Source organism: Phenylobacterium sp. J367, assembly GCF_024699985.1.
Taxonomy (GTDB): domain Bacteria; phylum Pseudomonadota; class Alphaproteobacteria; order Caulobacterales; family Caulobacteraceae; genus Phenylobacterium.
In genome coordinates, this window is the sequence record NZ_JAJONA010000001.1 from 3,314,933 (window position 1) to 3,329,136 (window position 14,204).

The following is a 14,204-nucleotide window of genomic DNA, read 5'->3' on the forward strand; positions in this document are numbered from 1 at the left end:
AGCCGCGGTGTCGCGGTCACTCCTCGTCAACCCTTGGATAGACTGAGCGCCGACGGGCGATTCGCGGGTTCGCGGGTCGCGTGCCTATGGATTCCCTCGGAGCCCCCGATGTCCGAACACGACCGCGGCGCCTACACGCCGCCCACCACCGACGCGCCGCTGTCGTTCGATGCGCGCCAGCCGGTGCGCGGGGCGCGCCCGATCCCCTTCACCCTGATCATCTCGGCCCTGGTCCTGGTCGCCCTCGTGGTGGCGATCGTGATCTTCTACCGGTCGGGCGTCCGCGAGGCCGGCCAGCCGCCGCAGACGGTGGGCACGGAGGTCGCCGAGATGAAGGTTCCGCCGCCCGCCGAGGCCCAGCCGCAGGACCCCGCCGCCGGCCTACAGATCTACCGCTCGGAGGCGGGCGAGGCGCCGGAGACGGTGTCGCCGACCTTCGCCCCGCCGCCGGAACAGCCGCAGCCGCGTCCGCAGCCCGCGCCGGTGGTCGTGACGCCCGCGCCGCCGCCGCCGGCCGCCGCGCCGACCCAGCCGGTGACCGCGCAGCCGGCGCTCCGTCCCGCGCTGCCCGCCGCCCAGGCCCCGAAAGCCGCCCCGCCGGCCCAGGTCGCCACGGCTCCGCCGCCGGCGCCAAGACCGCCCCGCCCCCCGCCGCCAAGGCCCCCGCGGCGGCTCCGGCCGCCAGCGGCGGCGCGGTCGTGCAGATCGGCGCGGTCTCCTCGCCGGCGCTGGCCGACAAGGCCTGGAACGACGCGGTCGCCGCCGCGCCGGGCCTCGCGGCGGGTAAGGGGAAGGCCGTGGAGCGCATAGAGCGCGACGGCGGCACGCTCTACCGGACGGCGGTCACCGGCTTTGCCGACCGCGCCGCCGCCACCGCCTTCTGCAACCGCCTGAAGGCGGCCGGGAAGAGCTGCTTCGTCCGGTGACGACCAGCGCCGCCATCTTCGGCTGCCAGGGCCCGGCGCTCTCCCCCGAGGAGGCCGCCTTCTTCCGGGACGTGCAGCCGTGGGGGTTCATCCTCTTCGCGCGCAACATCGACACCCCGGACCAGGTGCGGCGCCTGACCGCGAGCCTGCGCGAGATCGTCGGCCGCGACGACGCGCCGATCCTGATCGACCAGGAGGGCGGCCGGATCGCCCGTCTCGTCCCGCCGCACTGGAAGCTCTATCCGCCGGGCCGCGCCTACGGCGAGTTGCCGGCGGACCAGCGGCGGGAGATCACCTGGCTGGGCGGGCGGCTGATCGCCCATGACCTGGGCGCGATCGGCGTCAACGTCGACTGCGTGCCGGTGCTCGACGTCCCGGACCCGCAAGGCCACGAGATCATCGGCGACCGGGCGTATGGCGACACGCCGGAACAGGTGGCGGAGCTGGGCCGCGCCGCGTCGGAGGGCCTGATGGCGGGCGGCGTCCTGCCGATCGTCAAGCACATCCCCGGCCACGGACGGGCGAAGGCGGACAGCCACTTCGAGCTGCCGGTGGTGGACACGCCGTTCGCCGAGCTGGACGCCCGCGACTTCGCTCCGTTCCGGGCGCTCAAGGACATGCCGATGGCGATGACCGCCCACGTGATCTACTCAGACCTGGACGCCGAACAGTCGGCCACCACCTCGAAGGCCTGCTTCGAGCGGGTGATCCGCGGCGCCATCGGCTTCGAGGGCCTCGTGATGTGCGACGACCTCTCCATGAAGGCGCTGTCGGGCGGGCTGGACGAGCGTGCCCGGGCCGCGCTGGCCGCCGGCTGTGACGTCGTCCTGCACTGCAACGGCGACCTGGGCGAGATGCGCCAGGTGATGGACGGGACCGGATCGCTGGCGGGGAGGGCCGCGGAGCGCGCCGCCGCCGCGCTGGCGCCGCTGCGCAATCCGGTTGCGCCGTTCGACGCCGCCGAGGCCCGGGCCCGGTTCGACGCGGCGTTCGGAGGGCGGTTCTCGTGAGCGGCGGCTTCCAGCCGAACCTCGACTTCGCCGCCGCGGCCAGCGCCGCCGAGGACGGCGAGGCGCTGATCGTCGACATCGAGGGCTACGAGGGCCCGTTGCATGTCCCTGCTGGCGCTGGCCCGCAGCCAGAAGGTCGACCTGCTGCAGCTCTCGATCCTGAAGCTCGCCGAGCAGTATCTGTCCTTCGTCCAGCAGGCCCGGCGGATGCGGTTCTCACTGGCCGCCGACTACCTGGTGATGGCCGCCTGGCTGGCCTACCTGAAATCGCGGCTGATGCTGCCGAAGCCCGAGAAGGTGCGGCCCGAGGAGGCGCCGGCCGAGGAGGTGGCCGCGAGGCTCGCGTTCCGGCTGGCCAAGCTCGACGCCATGCGCAAGGCGGGCGAGGCGCTGAAGGAACGCGCCCAGCTCGGCCGCGACGTCTTCGTGCGCGGCGACCCCGAGGCGATCAAGGTGATCCCGTCGAAGGAGATCGAGGGCGACCTCTACGGCCTGATGACCTCCTACATCAGCCAGCGGACCAAGGAGCAGTCGCGGCACTACACGCCCCGGCCGCCCGTGGCCTATCCGCTGGAGGACGCCCGCGACCGCCTGAGGAAGCTGCTGCCCGACCTGGAGCGCTGGACGCCGCTGACGGGCGTCGCGCCCATCGGACCCGCCGACCACGGGCCGAGCCGCGCGTCGTTCGTGGCCTCAACGCTCTCAGCCAGCCTGGAACTCGTGAAGGAAGGCGCCCTGGAGGCCCGCCAGCTCGAGGCCTTCGCCGACATCTACCTGAAGCGCCGCGCCGAGGTGCGTCCGTGAGCCTCGATCCCGCCCAGACCGAGCGCGAGGTGGAAGCCCTGCTGTTCGCCGCGGCCGGACCCCTGAGCGACAAGGACCTCGCCCAGCGCCTTCCGGAAGGCGCCGACGTGGCCGCCGCCATCGCCGCCCTGCAGGCGCGCTACGAGGGCCGGGGCGTGGAACTGGCCCAGGTGGCCGGCCGGTGGCGCTTCCAGACGGCGGGCGACCTGGCCTGGCTGATGACCGAGGAGCGGGAAGAACCGCGCCGGCTGTCCAAGGCGGCCCAGGAGACCCTCGCGATCATCGCCTACCACCAGCCGGTGACGCGCGCCGAGATCGAGGCGGTGCGCGGGGTGCAGGCGTCCAAGGGTACGCTGGACGTGCTGCTCGAACTCGGCCTCGTGAAGATGCGCGGGCGCCGGCGGACGCCCGGCCGCCCGGTCACCTACGGCACGACGGACGCCTTCCTGGAGCACTATGGCCTGGCCAGCCTGGGCGACCTGCCGGGCATGGCCGAGATGAAGGCGGCGGGCCTGCTCAGCCTCGACCTGCCGGCCGACTTCACCGTGCCAAATCCGGACCAGCTGTCCCCCGACGAGGACCCGCTGGACCTGGAGGGCGAGGCGCCCGAGTTCCACGTGGATTTCCTCGGCGAGGAAACCAACTGAACCCTGGCAGGCAGCGAATGAAAACGCCGCGTTGGCTTGGCCCCTCCGGACTGACTATATAGCGCTCGAAGCAGGGGTCCGGGGGCGGACCTATAGGGAGTAAGGCCGTCATGGGCTCTTTTTCGATCTGGCACTGGCTGATCGTGCTGGTTGTCGTGGCGCTGCTGTTCGGCGGCCGCGGCAAGCTCTCGGGCCTCATGGGCGACGCCGCCAAGGGCATCCGCGCCTTCCGCGACGGCCTGAAGGGCGAGGACGAAACCCAGCACGCCGACGCCAAGCCGCTCCCCAAGGAGAGCGAGAAGGACAACGCGCGCGGCTGATTTCAGCCACGCGATTTTTTGCTGATCCCCGAACGCCGGCGCGCTTGATCGCGGCCGGCGTTCCCGTCTAGGCCACCGGCATGCTTCCCGACGTCGGCGTCACCGAATACCTGGTCATCGCCATCGTGGCCTTGATCGTGGTCGGCCCCAAGGACCTGCCGGTCCTTCTGAGGAAGCTCGGCCAGTTCGTGGCCAAGCTGCGGGGCATGGCCAGCGAGTTCCGCGCCAGCTTCGATGAGATGGCGCGCCAGTCCGAACTGGATGAACTCCGCAAGGAGGTCGAGGCCATGCGCAAGGGCCAGTTCGCCGACGTGGGCGGGGACATGAACTCGGCCCTCGACGACATCAACCGCAGCCTGACCGACGTGGGCGTGCAGATGCATCCGCCCATGAGCCACCAGTGGGACAGCCCCCCGGTCGCTGAGACCGATCCTGCCCCCGCGGCCGCCGCCGAGCCGGCCAAGAAACCCCGCGCCCGCAAGGCCGCCGCGCCCAAGGCGGCGACAGCCAAGACGACCCCAGCGAAGTCCGCGGCGGCCAAGACCGCCGCCGCCAAGCCCGCCGCCGCCCGCAAGCCGCGCGCGACCAAGACCGTCAAGGGCGCCGCCTCGTGAGTGAATACGATCCGGACGAGGCCGACATCGAGGCGAGCCGCGCGCCGCTCCTCGACCACCTGGTGGAACTCCGCAAGCGGCTGATCATCTGCGTGGCCGCCGTGGTCGTGGGCTTCCTGGTCTGCTTCGGCTTCTCCACGCCGATCTACCAGTTCCTGCTGCACCCGTTCGAGATGGCCGCCCGCATGTTCGCCGCCCAGCAGGCCGGCGGCAGCCACGGGCCGTTCGACCTGATCTTCGTGCTTCTCGGCATCAAGGACGTGCCGCAACTGAAGGGCGAAGACCTCACGCTCGTGTTCACCGCGCCGCTGGAGTTCTTCTTCACCAAGCTGAAGCTGGCCGGCTTCGGGGCCGTGGTGCTGACGTTCCCGGTGCTCGCCTGGCAGGTCTACGCCTTCGTGGCGCCGGGTCTCTACAAGCGCGAGCGACGGGCCTTCCTGCCCTTCCTGCTGGCCGCGCCCTCGCTCTTCCTGCTGGGGGCGGCGCTGGTCTATTTCGTGATCCTGCCCTTCGTGCTGTGGTTCTCGCTGAGCCAGCAGATTATCGGCACGGACGGCATCGCCGTGCAGATGCTGCCGAAGGTCTCGGACTATCTGACGCTGGTCACCACCCTGCTGCTCGCTTTCGGGCTCTGCTTCCAGCTGCCGGTGGTGCTGACCCTGCTCGGCATGGCCGGCATCGTGACGTCGGACATGCTCCGCGCGGGCCGGCGCTACGCCATCGTCGGGGTCTTCGTGGTGGCGGCCATCGTTACCCCGCCCGACCCGATCAGCCAGACCATGCTCGCGGTGCCGATCATCCTGCTCTACGAGATCTCCATCTGGTGCGTGCGGCTGATCGAGGCGCGACGCAAGCGCGAGGAAGCCGGAACCGACGTCGTGCCGGTGTAGGGCTTGGCCCCACCGCCGACGCGCACTAGGAAGGCGGCTCACTCTTAACTGCGGCCGCCATGCACGACATCCGAGCCATTCGCGAGACCCCCGAGCTTTACGCACGAGCCTGGTCGTCGAAGGGCCTGTCCGGCGAATCCCTGGTGGCCGAACTCCTCGGCCTCGACGAGACGCTCCGCGCCGCCCAGACGGCGCTGCAGGCCGCCCAGGCCGAGCGCAACGAGGCGTCCAAGAAGATCGGCCAGGCCAAGGCCCAGAAGAACGAGGACGAGGCCCAGCGCCTGATGGCGCATGTGGAGACCCTGAAACGCACCCTTGAGGAGCAGGCCGAGGTCGAGCGCACGGTTGGGGAGGAGCTGCGAAGCCTTCTCGCGACCCTGCCGAACATCCCGGCCCCCGACGTGCCCAAAGGCGCCGGCGAGCACGATAACGTCGAGGCTCGCCGATGGGGCGAGCCTTTCGCCATCTCCGCGCCGAAGGACCACGTCGACCTCGGCGAGGGCCTTGGCCTGCTCGATTTCGAAGCGGCCGCCCGGATGAGCGGGTCGCGGTTCGTCGTGCTGAAAGGCCAGCTCGCCCGGCTCGAGCGGGCGGTCGGCCAGTTCATGCTGGACCTGCAGACCGAGGAGCACGGCTATATCGAAGTGGCCCCGCCGCTGCTGGTCAACGACGCGGCCGCCTACGGCACCGACAAGCTGCCGAAGTTCGCCGATGATCTCTTCCAGACCACCGACGGCCGCTGGCTGATCCCGACGGCCGAAGTGCCGTTGACCAGCCTTGTGATGGACCAGGTGGTGGCCGAGGAGGAACTCCCGCTGCGCTTCACGGCGCTGACGCCCTGCTTCCGCTCGGAGGCCGGCGCGTCAGGCCGCGACACCCGCGGCATGATCCGCCAGCACCAGTTCAACAAGGTCGAGCTCGTGTCGATCACCGCGCCGGAGAAGTCCGACGAGGAGCACGAGCGGATGGTCGGCTGCGCCGAGGCGGTGCTGAAGCGCCTGGAGCTGCCGTTCCGCACCATGCTGCTCTGCACGGGCGACATGGGGTTCGGGGCGCGCAAGACCTATGATCTGGAGGTCTGGCTGCCGAGCCAGGGCAAGTACCGCGAGATCAGCTCCTGCTCGAACACCGGTGACTTCCAGGCCCGGCGGATGAACGCCCGGTCCAAGAAGGCCGGCGAGAAGGGGACCCGGTTCGTCCATACCCTGAACGGCTCGGGCCTGGCGGTCGGCCGGACGCTCGTGGCGATCATGGAGAACTATCAGGACGAGGACGGCCGGATCGCCATCCCGCAGGCGCTGCACCGCTACCTCCCCGGCCTGACCCACATCGGCGGGAAGGCCTAACGCGTGCGGATCCTGCTCACCAACGATGACGGCATCCACGCCGATGGGCTGGCCGCTCTGGAGCGTATCGCCGCGGAGCTCTCGGACGATGTCTGGGTCTGCGCGCCGGAATACGAGCAGTCGGGCGCCAGCCGCGCCCTGACACTCGCCGAGCCGATCCGGGTGCGGCAGGTGGGCGAGCGAAAGTTCTCGACCACGGGCACGCCGACCGACTGCGTGATGCTGGGCATCCACGAGCTGGTGCAGGGCCGGCGGCCGGACCTGGTGCTGTCGGGCGTGAACCGCGGGGCCAACCTCGCCGAGGACGTCACCATGTCGGGCACGGTGGCCGGGGCCATCGAGGGCATGGCGCTGGGGGTGCCGGCGATCGCCCTTTCGCAGCAGGGCTTCTACGAGCCCGGCACGAGCTTCGAGGCCTCCGAGACGTTCGCGCCGGGGATCATCAAGAAGCTCGTTGAGATCGGCTGGCCGAACGACGTGATCATGAACGTCAACTTCCCGGCCAAGCCGGTCGCGGAGATTACCGAGGTCGAGGTCACCCGTCAGGGATTCCGCGACGTCCATGTGCGCCATGCCGAGAAGCGCACCGACCTGCGCGGCAAGGACTACTACTGGATCGGCTTCCGACAGACCCCATCGAAGCCGGCCGAGGGCACGGACCTGCGGGCGCTCTACGAGGGCCGGATCTCGGTCACGCCGCTGCACATCGACCTGTCGCACATGGCCACCGTCCACGACCTGAAGGGCCGTCTCGGCGGTCCGCCTCCGAAGGCCTGACGCCCATGGCGAAGCCGGAAAGCCCCGCCGACGTCCGCATGGCGACCCTGATCCTCGCGCTGAAGCAGCAGGGGGTGAACGACGCCAAGGTGCTGAACGCGATCGAGAAGACCCCGCGCGAGGTGTTCACTCAGGAGCTCTTCAAGGAGCGGGCCTATGAGGATTCCGCCCTGCCGATCGCCTGTGGCCAGACGATCAGCCAGCCGTACATCGTCGGCCTGATGACCCAGATGCTGCAGATCGAGAAGCGCGACCGCGTCCTCGAGATCGGCACCGGCTCCGGCTACCAGACGGCGATCCTCTCGAAGCTCGCCCGGCTGGTCTACACGGTGGAGCGCTACCGGACGCTGATGAAGGAGGCCGAGGGCCGGTTCAGGCAGCTCGGCCTCACGAACATCATCACCAAGTTCGGCGACGGCGGCGAAGGGTGGCCCGAGCAGGCGCCCTTTCGACCGCATTATGGTCACGGCGGCGGCGCCGGAGGAGCCCAAGGCTCTCCTTTCGCAACTCAAGCCCACGGGGGTTCTCGTGGCGCCGATCGGTCGGGGGGCCGGTTCAGACCCTGCGCCGCTACACCGGGGACGGAGAGGGCGGCTTCAAGGTCGAGGACCTTCTGGATGTCCGGTTCGTGCCGCTGCTCGACGGCGTCGCCAAGGAGCTTTGAGCGCTGCGTCGCTTTGCGGGTGGTCGTGGCGTCCGGCCCGCTCCAAAATCTTCAGACGCCCCGAACTGATTCTGATTTGTGACCCCGGAGCGGCGATGACGCTTTCCCTTTCGCGAACGGTCCTGGCGCTCCTCGCCACCACGGCCCTGACGGCGTGCGCGACCCAGACCCCGAATTTCCCGACACAGGCGCCGGCCGCCCCGCCGCCTCCGGTCGCGGAAGCGCCCGCGCCGACACCGGCCGACGAGGGCCCATCAGCCAGGCGCAACCCGCGCCCGTGGAGAGCCGGCCGCTGGAGCAACTGCCTCCGGCCGCCTCGCCCGCGCCGCAGCCTGCGCCGCCGCGCGCCGAGCCCACCTACCGCACGGCGACCACCCGTTCGGTCACCGGCCGTGTGGTCGACGCCGAAGGGCGCTCCACCACCTATACCGTGGAAAGGGGCGACAGCCTGATCGCCATCGCCCGCAAGCTGGACACGACGGTGGACCAGCTCCGCGACGACAACGGCATCGAAGGCTCGAACATCCGCCCGGGCCAGAAGCTCAAGGGCCCGCGCACGGATGCGAAGGCCTATGTGGTCGCCTCGGGCGACACCCTCTTCGCCATCGCCCGGCGGTTCGGCGTCACGGCGGACGCGATCGCCGAGGAGAACGACATCGGGCGCAACGCCCCTCTGAAGGTCGGCCAGCGCCTGCGCCTGCCGGAGGGCTTCCGGGACCGCGGGCCGATCGTCACCACGACCCGCACCGTTGTGGAAGCCGGAGAGCCGCAGGCCGCGCCCGCCACGCCGCCTCCGCCGCCGAGCCGCGAGCCGGAGCGCGCCGCGCCGCCGCCCACGCGGCCGGCCCCCGAGCCCGCTGCCGAGCCGCCCGCGACCCGCGCGGTGACGACCCGCTCGGTCACCGGCCGGGTGATCGACGTCGAAGGCAAACCCGAGACCTACACGGTCCGGAAGGGCGACACCCTCATCGAGATCGCCCGCAAGCTCGACACCACGGTGGACCAGCTCCGCAAGGACAACAGGATCCGCGGCTCAAACATCCAGCCCGGCGACAGCCTCAAAGGGCCCCGCGGCGCGGGCAAGGCCTACGTCGCCGGGTCCGGCGACACGCTCGACCTGATCGCCCGGCGATTCTCGGTGACCGCGGCGGCGCTGCGCAGCGAGAACGGCCTCGGCCGCAACGCCACGATCAGGGCGGGGCAGCGCATCCGCCTGCCGTCAGGCTACCGCGATCGCGGCCCGGTCACCCAAACGACCCGCCAGCCGGTAGAGAGCTCCGCGCCTGAGCGGGCCGCCCCGCCGGTCCGTACGCCGCCGCCGGAGCCGACGCCGGCTCTGCCGCCCAGGCCGCAACCCTACACGCCGCCGGCGACGTCGCGCCCCGCGCCGCCGCCGCGCGCAACGCCCAGCCGGCCGCAGCCCTACACCTCGCCCAGCGCGCCGCCGGTGGCCGGCCCCGCCATCGCGCCGCCGGTCAGCGACGCCCAGATCTCGCAGCTCGGTCGTGGCCGGTTTATCTGGCCGATCGACGGTGACCTCGTGTCGGGCTTCGGCCCCAAGCCCGGGAACCAGCGCAACGACGGCATCAACATCCGCGCGAAGACCGGCGATGCGGTTCGCGCCGCGGCCTCCGGCGACGTGGTCTACGCCGGCGACCAGGTTCCGGGCTTCGGCAACCTCGTTCTGATCAAGCATGCGGACGGCTGGGTGACCGCCTACGGCCACCTGTCCCGCGTGGACGTGAAGATGACCCAGAAGGTCACTCAGGGGCAGCAGATCGGGCAGGCCGGCTCCAGCGGCGGGGTCACCGAGCCACAGCTCCACTTCGAGGTCCGCTACGCCCCGTCGCCGCTCGATCGGGCGCGGCCGATCGACCCGGCGCTGGTCCTGCCCAAGTAGGGGGCTAGAGGGGGAGGGGGCTTGCCCTGTTCCCCCGCCAGGTCGCGGATGAACTGCCAGGCGACGCGGCCCGAGCGGCCGCCGCGGAGCTGCGCCCACTGCAGCGCCCTCCGGTCGAGGTCCGGCGCGGCGAGGCCGAACCGGCGGGCATAGGCCTGCACGGCTTCCAGGTAGGTTGCCTGGTCCATCGGCGCGAAACCGATCCAGAGACCGAAGCGATCCGAGACGCTGACTTCCTCCTCGGCGTCCTCGGCGGCGGCCAGCATCCCCCGGTCCTCGGTGCTGGTGCGCGGCATCAGGTGGCGGCGGTTCGACGTCGCGACGAAGAGCACATTGGCCGGCGGACCGGAGACCCCGCCTTCCAGCGCGGACTTCAGCGCCTTGGCCGCGGCCGCGCCCTCCTCGAAGGAGAGGTCGTCGCAGAGCACCACGAAGCGCTCGGGCAGGACGCGAAGCTGGTCGAAGAGGGCAGGGAGTGCGGTGACCTGGTCGCGGTCCACCTCCACGAGGCGCAGATCGGCCGCCTCGGCGCCGGCGGCCATGAAGGCGGCCTTGGCGAGCGAACTCTTGCCCGCACCGCGCACGCCCCAGAGCAGGGCGTGGTTGTAGGGCAATCCCCCGGCGAAACGCCGCAGGTTCTCGAGGAACCGCTCCTTCTGCCGGTTCACGCCGACCAGGCTGTCCAGGGCCAAGGGATAGTCCGGCGCCGGGTGGAAGGCGCCGGTGGCCGGGTCGTGCCGGAACAGGCGGGCGCCTGCGAAGGAAGGCCGCTCCGGGGCCGGCGGCGCGAGCCTTTCGAGGGCGTCGGCGATGCGTTCGAGAACGGGCTTCAGCTCGGGGTCCATCGCCGCGAGCCATAGCCGCGGGCGCGTTCCATTGCAAAACGGAGGCGCAGCGCATAGCTTCCGCCGACTTTGAGCGGGCCCCTTCCGATGGCGCCCGCGCCCGCCCATTTCGGAGAGGCCATGTTCGCCACCCCTGCCTATGCTCAAGCCGCCGCCGGCGCCCCACGGGCGGCCCGCAGGACATGTTGATCCAGTTCCTGCCGCTCATCGGCCTGGTCGTGCTCTTCTACTTCCTGATGATCCGCCCGCAGCAGAAGCGCATGAAGCAGCACCAGCAGATGCTGGGCGGGCTGAAGCGTGGCGACACGGTGGTTCTGTCCTCCGGCATGATCGGCAAGGTCGTCCGCGTCGAGGACAAGGAAGTCGGCCTCGAAATCGCCACGGGCGTGACCGTGAAGGTAGTCAAGGCGATGGTCGCCGACGTCCGGACGCGCGGCGAACCCTCGCCCGCCAACGACTCCAAGGTCTGAGCTAAAGCCCCTCGATGCTGAATCTCTCCCGCTGGAAGATCGTTCTCGTCGTCCTGGCGGTGGTCTTCGGCATGCTCTTCACGCTGCCGATCTCATCCCGGCCGACGCCCGCGCCAAGCTGCCGGGCTTCCTGCCCCGGCAGACCCTGAACCTGGGCCTCGATCTCCAGGGCGGTTCCTACCTCCTGCTGGAGGTGGACACCGCAGCGTTGCGCCGTGAACGGCTGACGAACCTCGTCGAGGACGTCCGGCAGAATCTGCGCAACGACGAGATCGCCTTCACCGACCTCGGGATCGTGGACGGCGAAGTCGCCGTGCGGATCACCGATCCCGGTCAGGTGGACGCCGCGCTGCGCAACCTGCGCAACAGCGTCGGCGCGCCGCTGGCCGGCAGCGTCAGCGGACGGGACGTCAACGTCTCCACCGGCCCCGACCAGCGCCTGCGGCTCAGCTTCGCCCAGGAGGCCATGCAGGCCGAGGCGTCGCGGGCGGTGGAGCAGTCCATCGAGATCATCCGCCGCCGGGTCGACGAGCTCGGTACGCGGGAGCCCAGCATCACCCGCCAGGGTGTCGACCGCGTGGTCGTCCAGGCGCCCGGCGAGAGCGATCCCCAGCGCCTGAAGGAGGTCATCGGCCAGACCGCCAAGCTGACCTTCCAGATGGTCGACGATTCGGCCACGCCGGCCGAAGCGGCGGCGGGGCGCGTTCCACCCGGGTCCGAGCTCCTGCCGCAGGACGATCCCTCGGAGCCGTTCGTCGTCGTCAAGCGGCGCTCGGTCGTCACCGGCGAGATGCTGGTGCACGCCAACCAGGCCTTCCACCCGCAGAACCAGACCCCGATCGTCGAGTTCCGGTTCAACGGACAGGGCGCGCGGCGCTTCGGCGACGCCACCACCCAGAATATCGGCAAGCGCTTCGCCATCGTCCTCGACGGCAAGGTGATCTCCGCGCCGGTCATCAACAGCGCCATCACCGGCGGCTCCGGCTACATCGAAGGCAACTTCACCGTCGAGAGCGCCAACGACCTCGCCCTCCTGCTGCGCGCGGGCGCCCTGCCGGCCCCGCTGAAGGTCGAGGAACAGCGTACCGTCAGCGCGGAGCTTGGCGCCGACGCCATCGCGGCCGGCCAGATCTCCACCGCGGTCGCCTTCGCGGCGATCGTGGTCTTCATGCTCCTCGCCTACGGCTTCCTGTTCGGCGGCATCTCGATCGTCGCCCTGCTCGTCAACGGCCTGCTCATCGTCGCCGCCATGAGCGTGACCCAGGCCACCCTGACCTTGCCTGGCATCGCCGGCCTGATTCTGACCCTGGCGGTGGCGGTTGACGCCAACGTGCTGATCTATGAGCGCATGCGCGACGAAATCCGGGCCGGGCGGACGGTGATCTCGGCCATGGACGCGGGTTTCTCCCGCGCCATGAGCACGATCATCGACGCCAACCTGACGACCCTGCTGGCGGCGCTGCTGATGTTCCAGTTCGGCGCCGGCCCCGTGAAGGGCTTCGCTTGGACGCTCTCCATCGGCGTCCTCACCTCGGTGTTCACCGCCGTCCTCATCACCCAGGTGCTCCTGGCCGTGTGGTTCCGCACCACGCGCCCGAAGTCCCTGCCGATCGTCTAGGGAGGGCCTTCCAGTCATGTGGCCCCTGATCCGCATCCTGCCGGTGAAGACGAACTTCCAGTTCGTCCGCTTCTCGAAGTACGCCGCCATCCTGTCCGCCATCGCGGTGATCGCGTCGCTGGCCCGGGCCCTGATCCCGTTCGAGCCCCCCCTGCGGCGGCCTGAACTGCGGTATCGACTTCACCGGCGGCACGGTGATCGAGCTGTCCACCGCGCCGAAGCAGGTGGACCTCGGCGCCGCCCGCGCCGCCATTGAACGCCTGAACCTCGGCGACCCGCAGGTGCAGGGCTTCGGCGACGGCACCGCCGCCATGGTCCGCTACCAACCGCCGGCGGGCGCCAGCGCCGACCAGGTGGCCGGCGAGGTGCGCACCGCCATCACCCAGGCGCTCGGCCAGGTGAAGTTCGATCCGCCCGACGTCGTCGGGGCCAAGGTGTCGGGCGAGCTGTTCAGCAGCGGCCTGATGGCGCTCGGCCTCGCGATCCTGCTGATGATGATCTACATCTGGTTCCGGTTCGAACTGCAGTTCGGCATCGGCGCGGTCGTGGCGCTGTTCCACGACGTGATCCTGACCTTCGGCATCATCGCCTTCTTCAGGCTGGAGTTCAGCCTGACGACGGTGGCCGCGATCCTGACCGTCATCGGCTACTCGATGAATGACACCGTCGTGGTGTTCGACCGCCTTCGCGAGAACCTGCGCAAATACAAGCGCATGCCGCTGCGCGAGGTGATCGACCTGTCGATCAACGAGACCCTGTCGCGGACGATCATCACCGGCCTGACGGCTGTGCTGGCCCTGGCCGGCCTGGCGGTGTTCGGCGGTCCGACGCTGCTCGGCATGTCGCTGGTGCTGATGTTCGGCATCATCATCGGCACCTATTCCTCGATCTATGTCGCCGCGCCGGTGATCCTCCTGTGGGGCGTCAAGCGCGGCGAGGAGGAAGCCCAGCCGCTGAAGCCGGCCGACGTCCGGCCGTAGGGCGGGCGCAGCGATGGCCCGGGACGCACCCTCGATCGACGCCTACGGGGGCAGCGGTTTCCGGCTGTCCGGCGAACGCCACGAGGGCTCGCTGCTGATCCTCGCCGACGAGGCGCGGCCCTGGCCGGTCGCGTCGCTGGACGAGTTGACGCCCGAGAGCCTCGAGCCGGTGCTGGCCGCCGGCCGTGCCGAGGTAGAGTTCCTGCTGCTGGGCGTCGGCGCAAAAAACGCCCAGCCGCCGCGGGCCGTGCGCGATGCGCTGCGCGCCGCCGGGATCGGGCTGGAGTTCATGGATACGCCGTCGGCGGCGCGGCTCTACAACGTCCTGACCGCCGAGGGTCGCCGCCTGGCGACCGCCCTGATCGCCGTCTGAGCGGAGGAGGGCGTCGCGGT

12 protein-coding genes and 5 pseudogenes are annotated in these 14,204 nt (G+C 70.6%); 16 read left to right on the plus strand and 1 reads right to left on the minus strand.

The window, feature by feature from the left end; genetic code table 11:
• Nucleotides 1-108: 108 nt before the first annotated feature.
• The 12 genes and pseudogenes from LRS04_RS17740 to LRS04_RS17790 all read left to right on the plus strand — a co-directional run bounded on the left by LRS04_RS17740 (nucleotide 109) and on the right by LRS04_RS17790 (nucleotide 9,898).
• Nucleotides 109-810: an SPOR domain-containing protein gene (locus tag LRS04_RS17740; protein ID WP_308238451.1), complete on the plus strand. Its 702-nt coding sequence runs from the start codon at nucleotides 109-111 to the stop codon at nucleotides 808-810.
• Complete coding sequence (locus LRS04_RS27060) at nucleotides 729-926, plus strand: SPOR domain-containing protein (RefSeq protein ID WP_308238382.1); 198 nt, start codon at nucleotides 729-731, stop codon at nucleotides 924-926. The genes LRS04_RS17740 and LRS04_RS27060 overlap by 82 nt, the downstream gene beginning before the upstream one ends.
• Nucleotides 923-1,936 carry a beta-N-acetylhexosaminidase gene (gene nagZ, locus LRS04_RS17745; RefSeq protein WP_257817476.1) on the plus strand — a complete coding sequence of 338 codons (1,014 nt, stop codon included), beginning with the start codon at nucleotides 923-925 and terminating at the stop codon, nucleotides 1,934-1,936. The genes LRS04_RS27060 and nagZ overlap by 4 nt, the downstream gene beginning before the upstream one ends.
• A pseudogene (locus tag LRS04_RS17750) lies at nucleotides 1,933-2,740 on the plus strand (ScpA family protein). Before nagZ ends, LRS04_RS17750 begins: the two are co-directional and overlap by 4 nt.
• Nucleotides 2,737-3,387 (plus strand): SMC-Scp complex subunit ScpB, encoded by a 651-nt coding sequence (gene scpB / locus LRS04_RS17755; RefSeq protein WP_257817477.1) that lies wholly within the window; start codon nucleotides 2,737-2,739, stop codon nucleotides 3,385-3,387. Before LRS04_RS17750 ends, scpB begins: the two are co-directional and overlap by 4 nt.
• Nucleotides 3,388-3,497: 110 nt before the next feature.
• Nucleotides 3,498-3,707: a twin-arginine translocase TatA/TatE family subunit gene (locus LRS04_RS17760; RefSeq protein WP_257817478.1), complete on the plus strand. Its 210-nt coding sequence runs from the start codon at nucleotides 3,498-3,500 to the stop codon at nucleotides 3,705-3,707.
• An 80-nt stretch (nucleotides 3,708-3,787) separates the two neighbouring features.
• Nucleotides 3,788-4,321 (plus strand): Sec-independent protein translocase protein TatB, encoded by a 534-nt coding sequence (gene tatB, locus LRS04_RS17765; RefSeq protein ID WP_257817479.1) that lies wholly within the window; start codon nucleotides 3,788-3,790, stop codon nucleotides 4,319-4,321.
• A complete protein-coding gene (gene tatC, locus LRS04_RS17770; RefSeq protein ID WP_257817480.1) occupies nucleotides 4,318-5,211 on the plus strand; it encodes a twin-arginine translocase subunit TatC in 894 nt (297 codons plus the stop codon). Before tatB ends, tatC begins: the two co-directional genes overlap by 4 nt.
• 59 nt (nucleotides 5,212-5,270) lie before the next feature.
• Nucleotides 5,271-6,557, plus strand: a complete 1,287-nt coding sequence (gene serS, locus LRS04_RS17775) for a serine--tRNA ligase (protein WP_257817481.1) — start codon at nucleotides 5,271-5,273, stop codon at nucleotides 6,555-6,557.
• 3 nt (nucleotides 6,558-6,560) lie between these two features.
• The gene (gene surE / locus LRS04_RS17780) at nucleotides 6,561-7,334 is read left to right on the plus strand and encodes a 5'/3'-nucleotidase SurE (protein ID WP_257817482.1); all 774 of its coding nucleotides are present in this window, start codon (nucleotides 6,561-6,563) and stop codon (nucleotides 7,332-7,334) included.
• Between the two features lie 5 nt (nucleotides 7,335-7,339).
• A pseudogene (locus tag LRS04_RS17785) lies at nucleotides 7,340-7,998 on the plus strand (protein-L-isoaspartate(D-aspartate) O-methyltransferase).
• Between the two features lie 154 nt (nucleotides 7,999-8,152).
• Nucleotides 8,153-9,898 carry a LysM peptidoglycan-binding domain-containing protein gene (locus LRS04_RS17790; RefSeq protein ID WP_257817483.1) on the plus strand — a complete coding sequence of 582 codons (1,746 nt, stop codon included), beginning with the start codon at nucleotides 8,153-8,155 and terminating at the stop codon, nucleotides 9,896-9,898.
• A gap of 23 nt (nucleotides 9,899-9,921) precedes the next feature.
• Here LRS04_RS17790 and LRS04_RS17795 read toward each other — a convergent pair.
• Nucleotides 9,922-10,743, minus strand: a pseudogene (locus LRS04_RS17795) (ATP-binding protein); the annotation flags it as partial.
• Between the two features lie 182 nt (nucleotides 10,744-10,925).
• On the opposite strand from LRS04_RS17795, the gene yajC reads away from it, so the two are divergent.
• The 4 genes and pseudogenes from yajC (at nucleotide 10,926) to LRS04_RS17815 (ending at nucleotide 14,184) form a co-directional block, all read left to right on the plus strand.
• The gene (gene yajC, locus LRS04_RS17800; RefSeq protein ID WP_257817484.1) at nucleotides 10,926-11,213 is read left to right on the plus strand and encodes a preprotein translocase subunit YajC; all 288 of its coding nucleotides are present in this window, start codon (nucleotides 10,926-10,928) and stop codon (nucleotides 11,211-11,213) included.
• A 14-nt stretch (nucleotides 11,214-11,227) separates the two neighbouring features.
• Nucleotides 11,228-12,831: pseudogene (gene secD, locus LRS04_RS17805) on the plus strand (protein translocase subunit SecD).
• Between the two features lie 16 nt (nucleotides 12,832-12,847).
• A pseudogene (secF, locus tag LRS04_RS17810) lies at nucleotides 12,848-13,811 on the plus strand (protein translocase subunit SecF).
• Nucleotides 13,812-13,824: 13 nt separating this feature from the next.
• Nucleotides 13,825-14,184, plus strand: coding sequence for an Mth938-like domain-containing protein (locus LRS04_RS17815; protein WP_257817485.1), 360 nt, complete (start codon nucleotides 13,825-13,827; stop codon nucleotides 14,182-14,184).
• Nucleotides 14,185-14,204 lie beyond the last annotated feature (20 nt).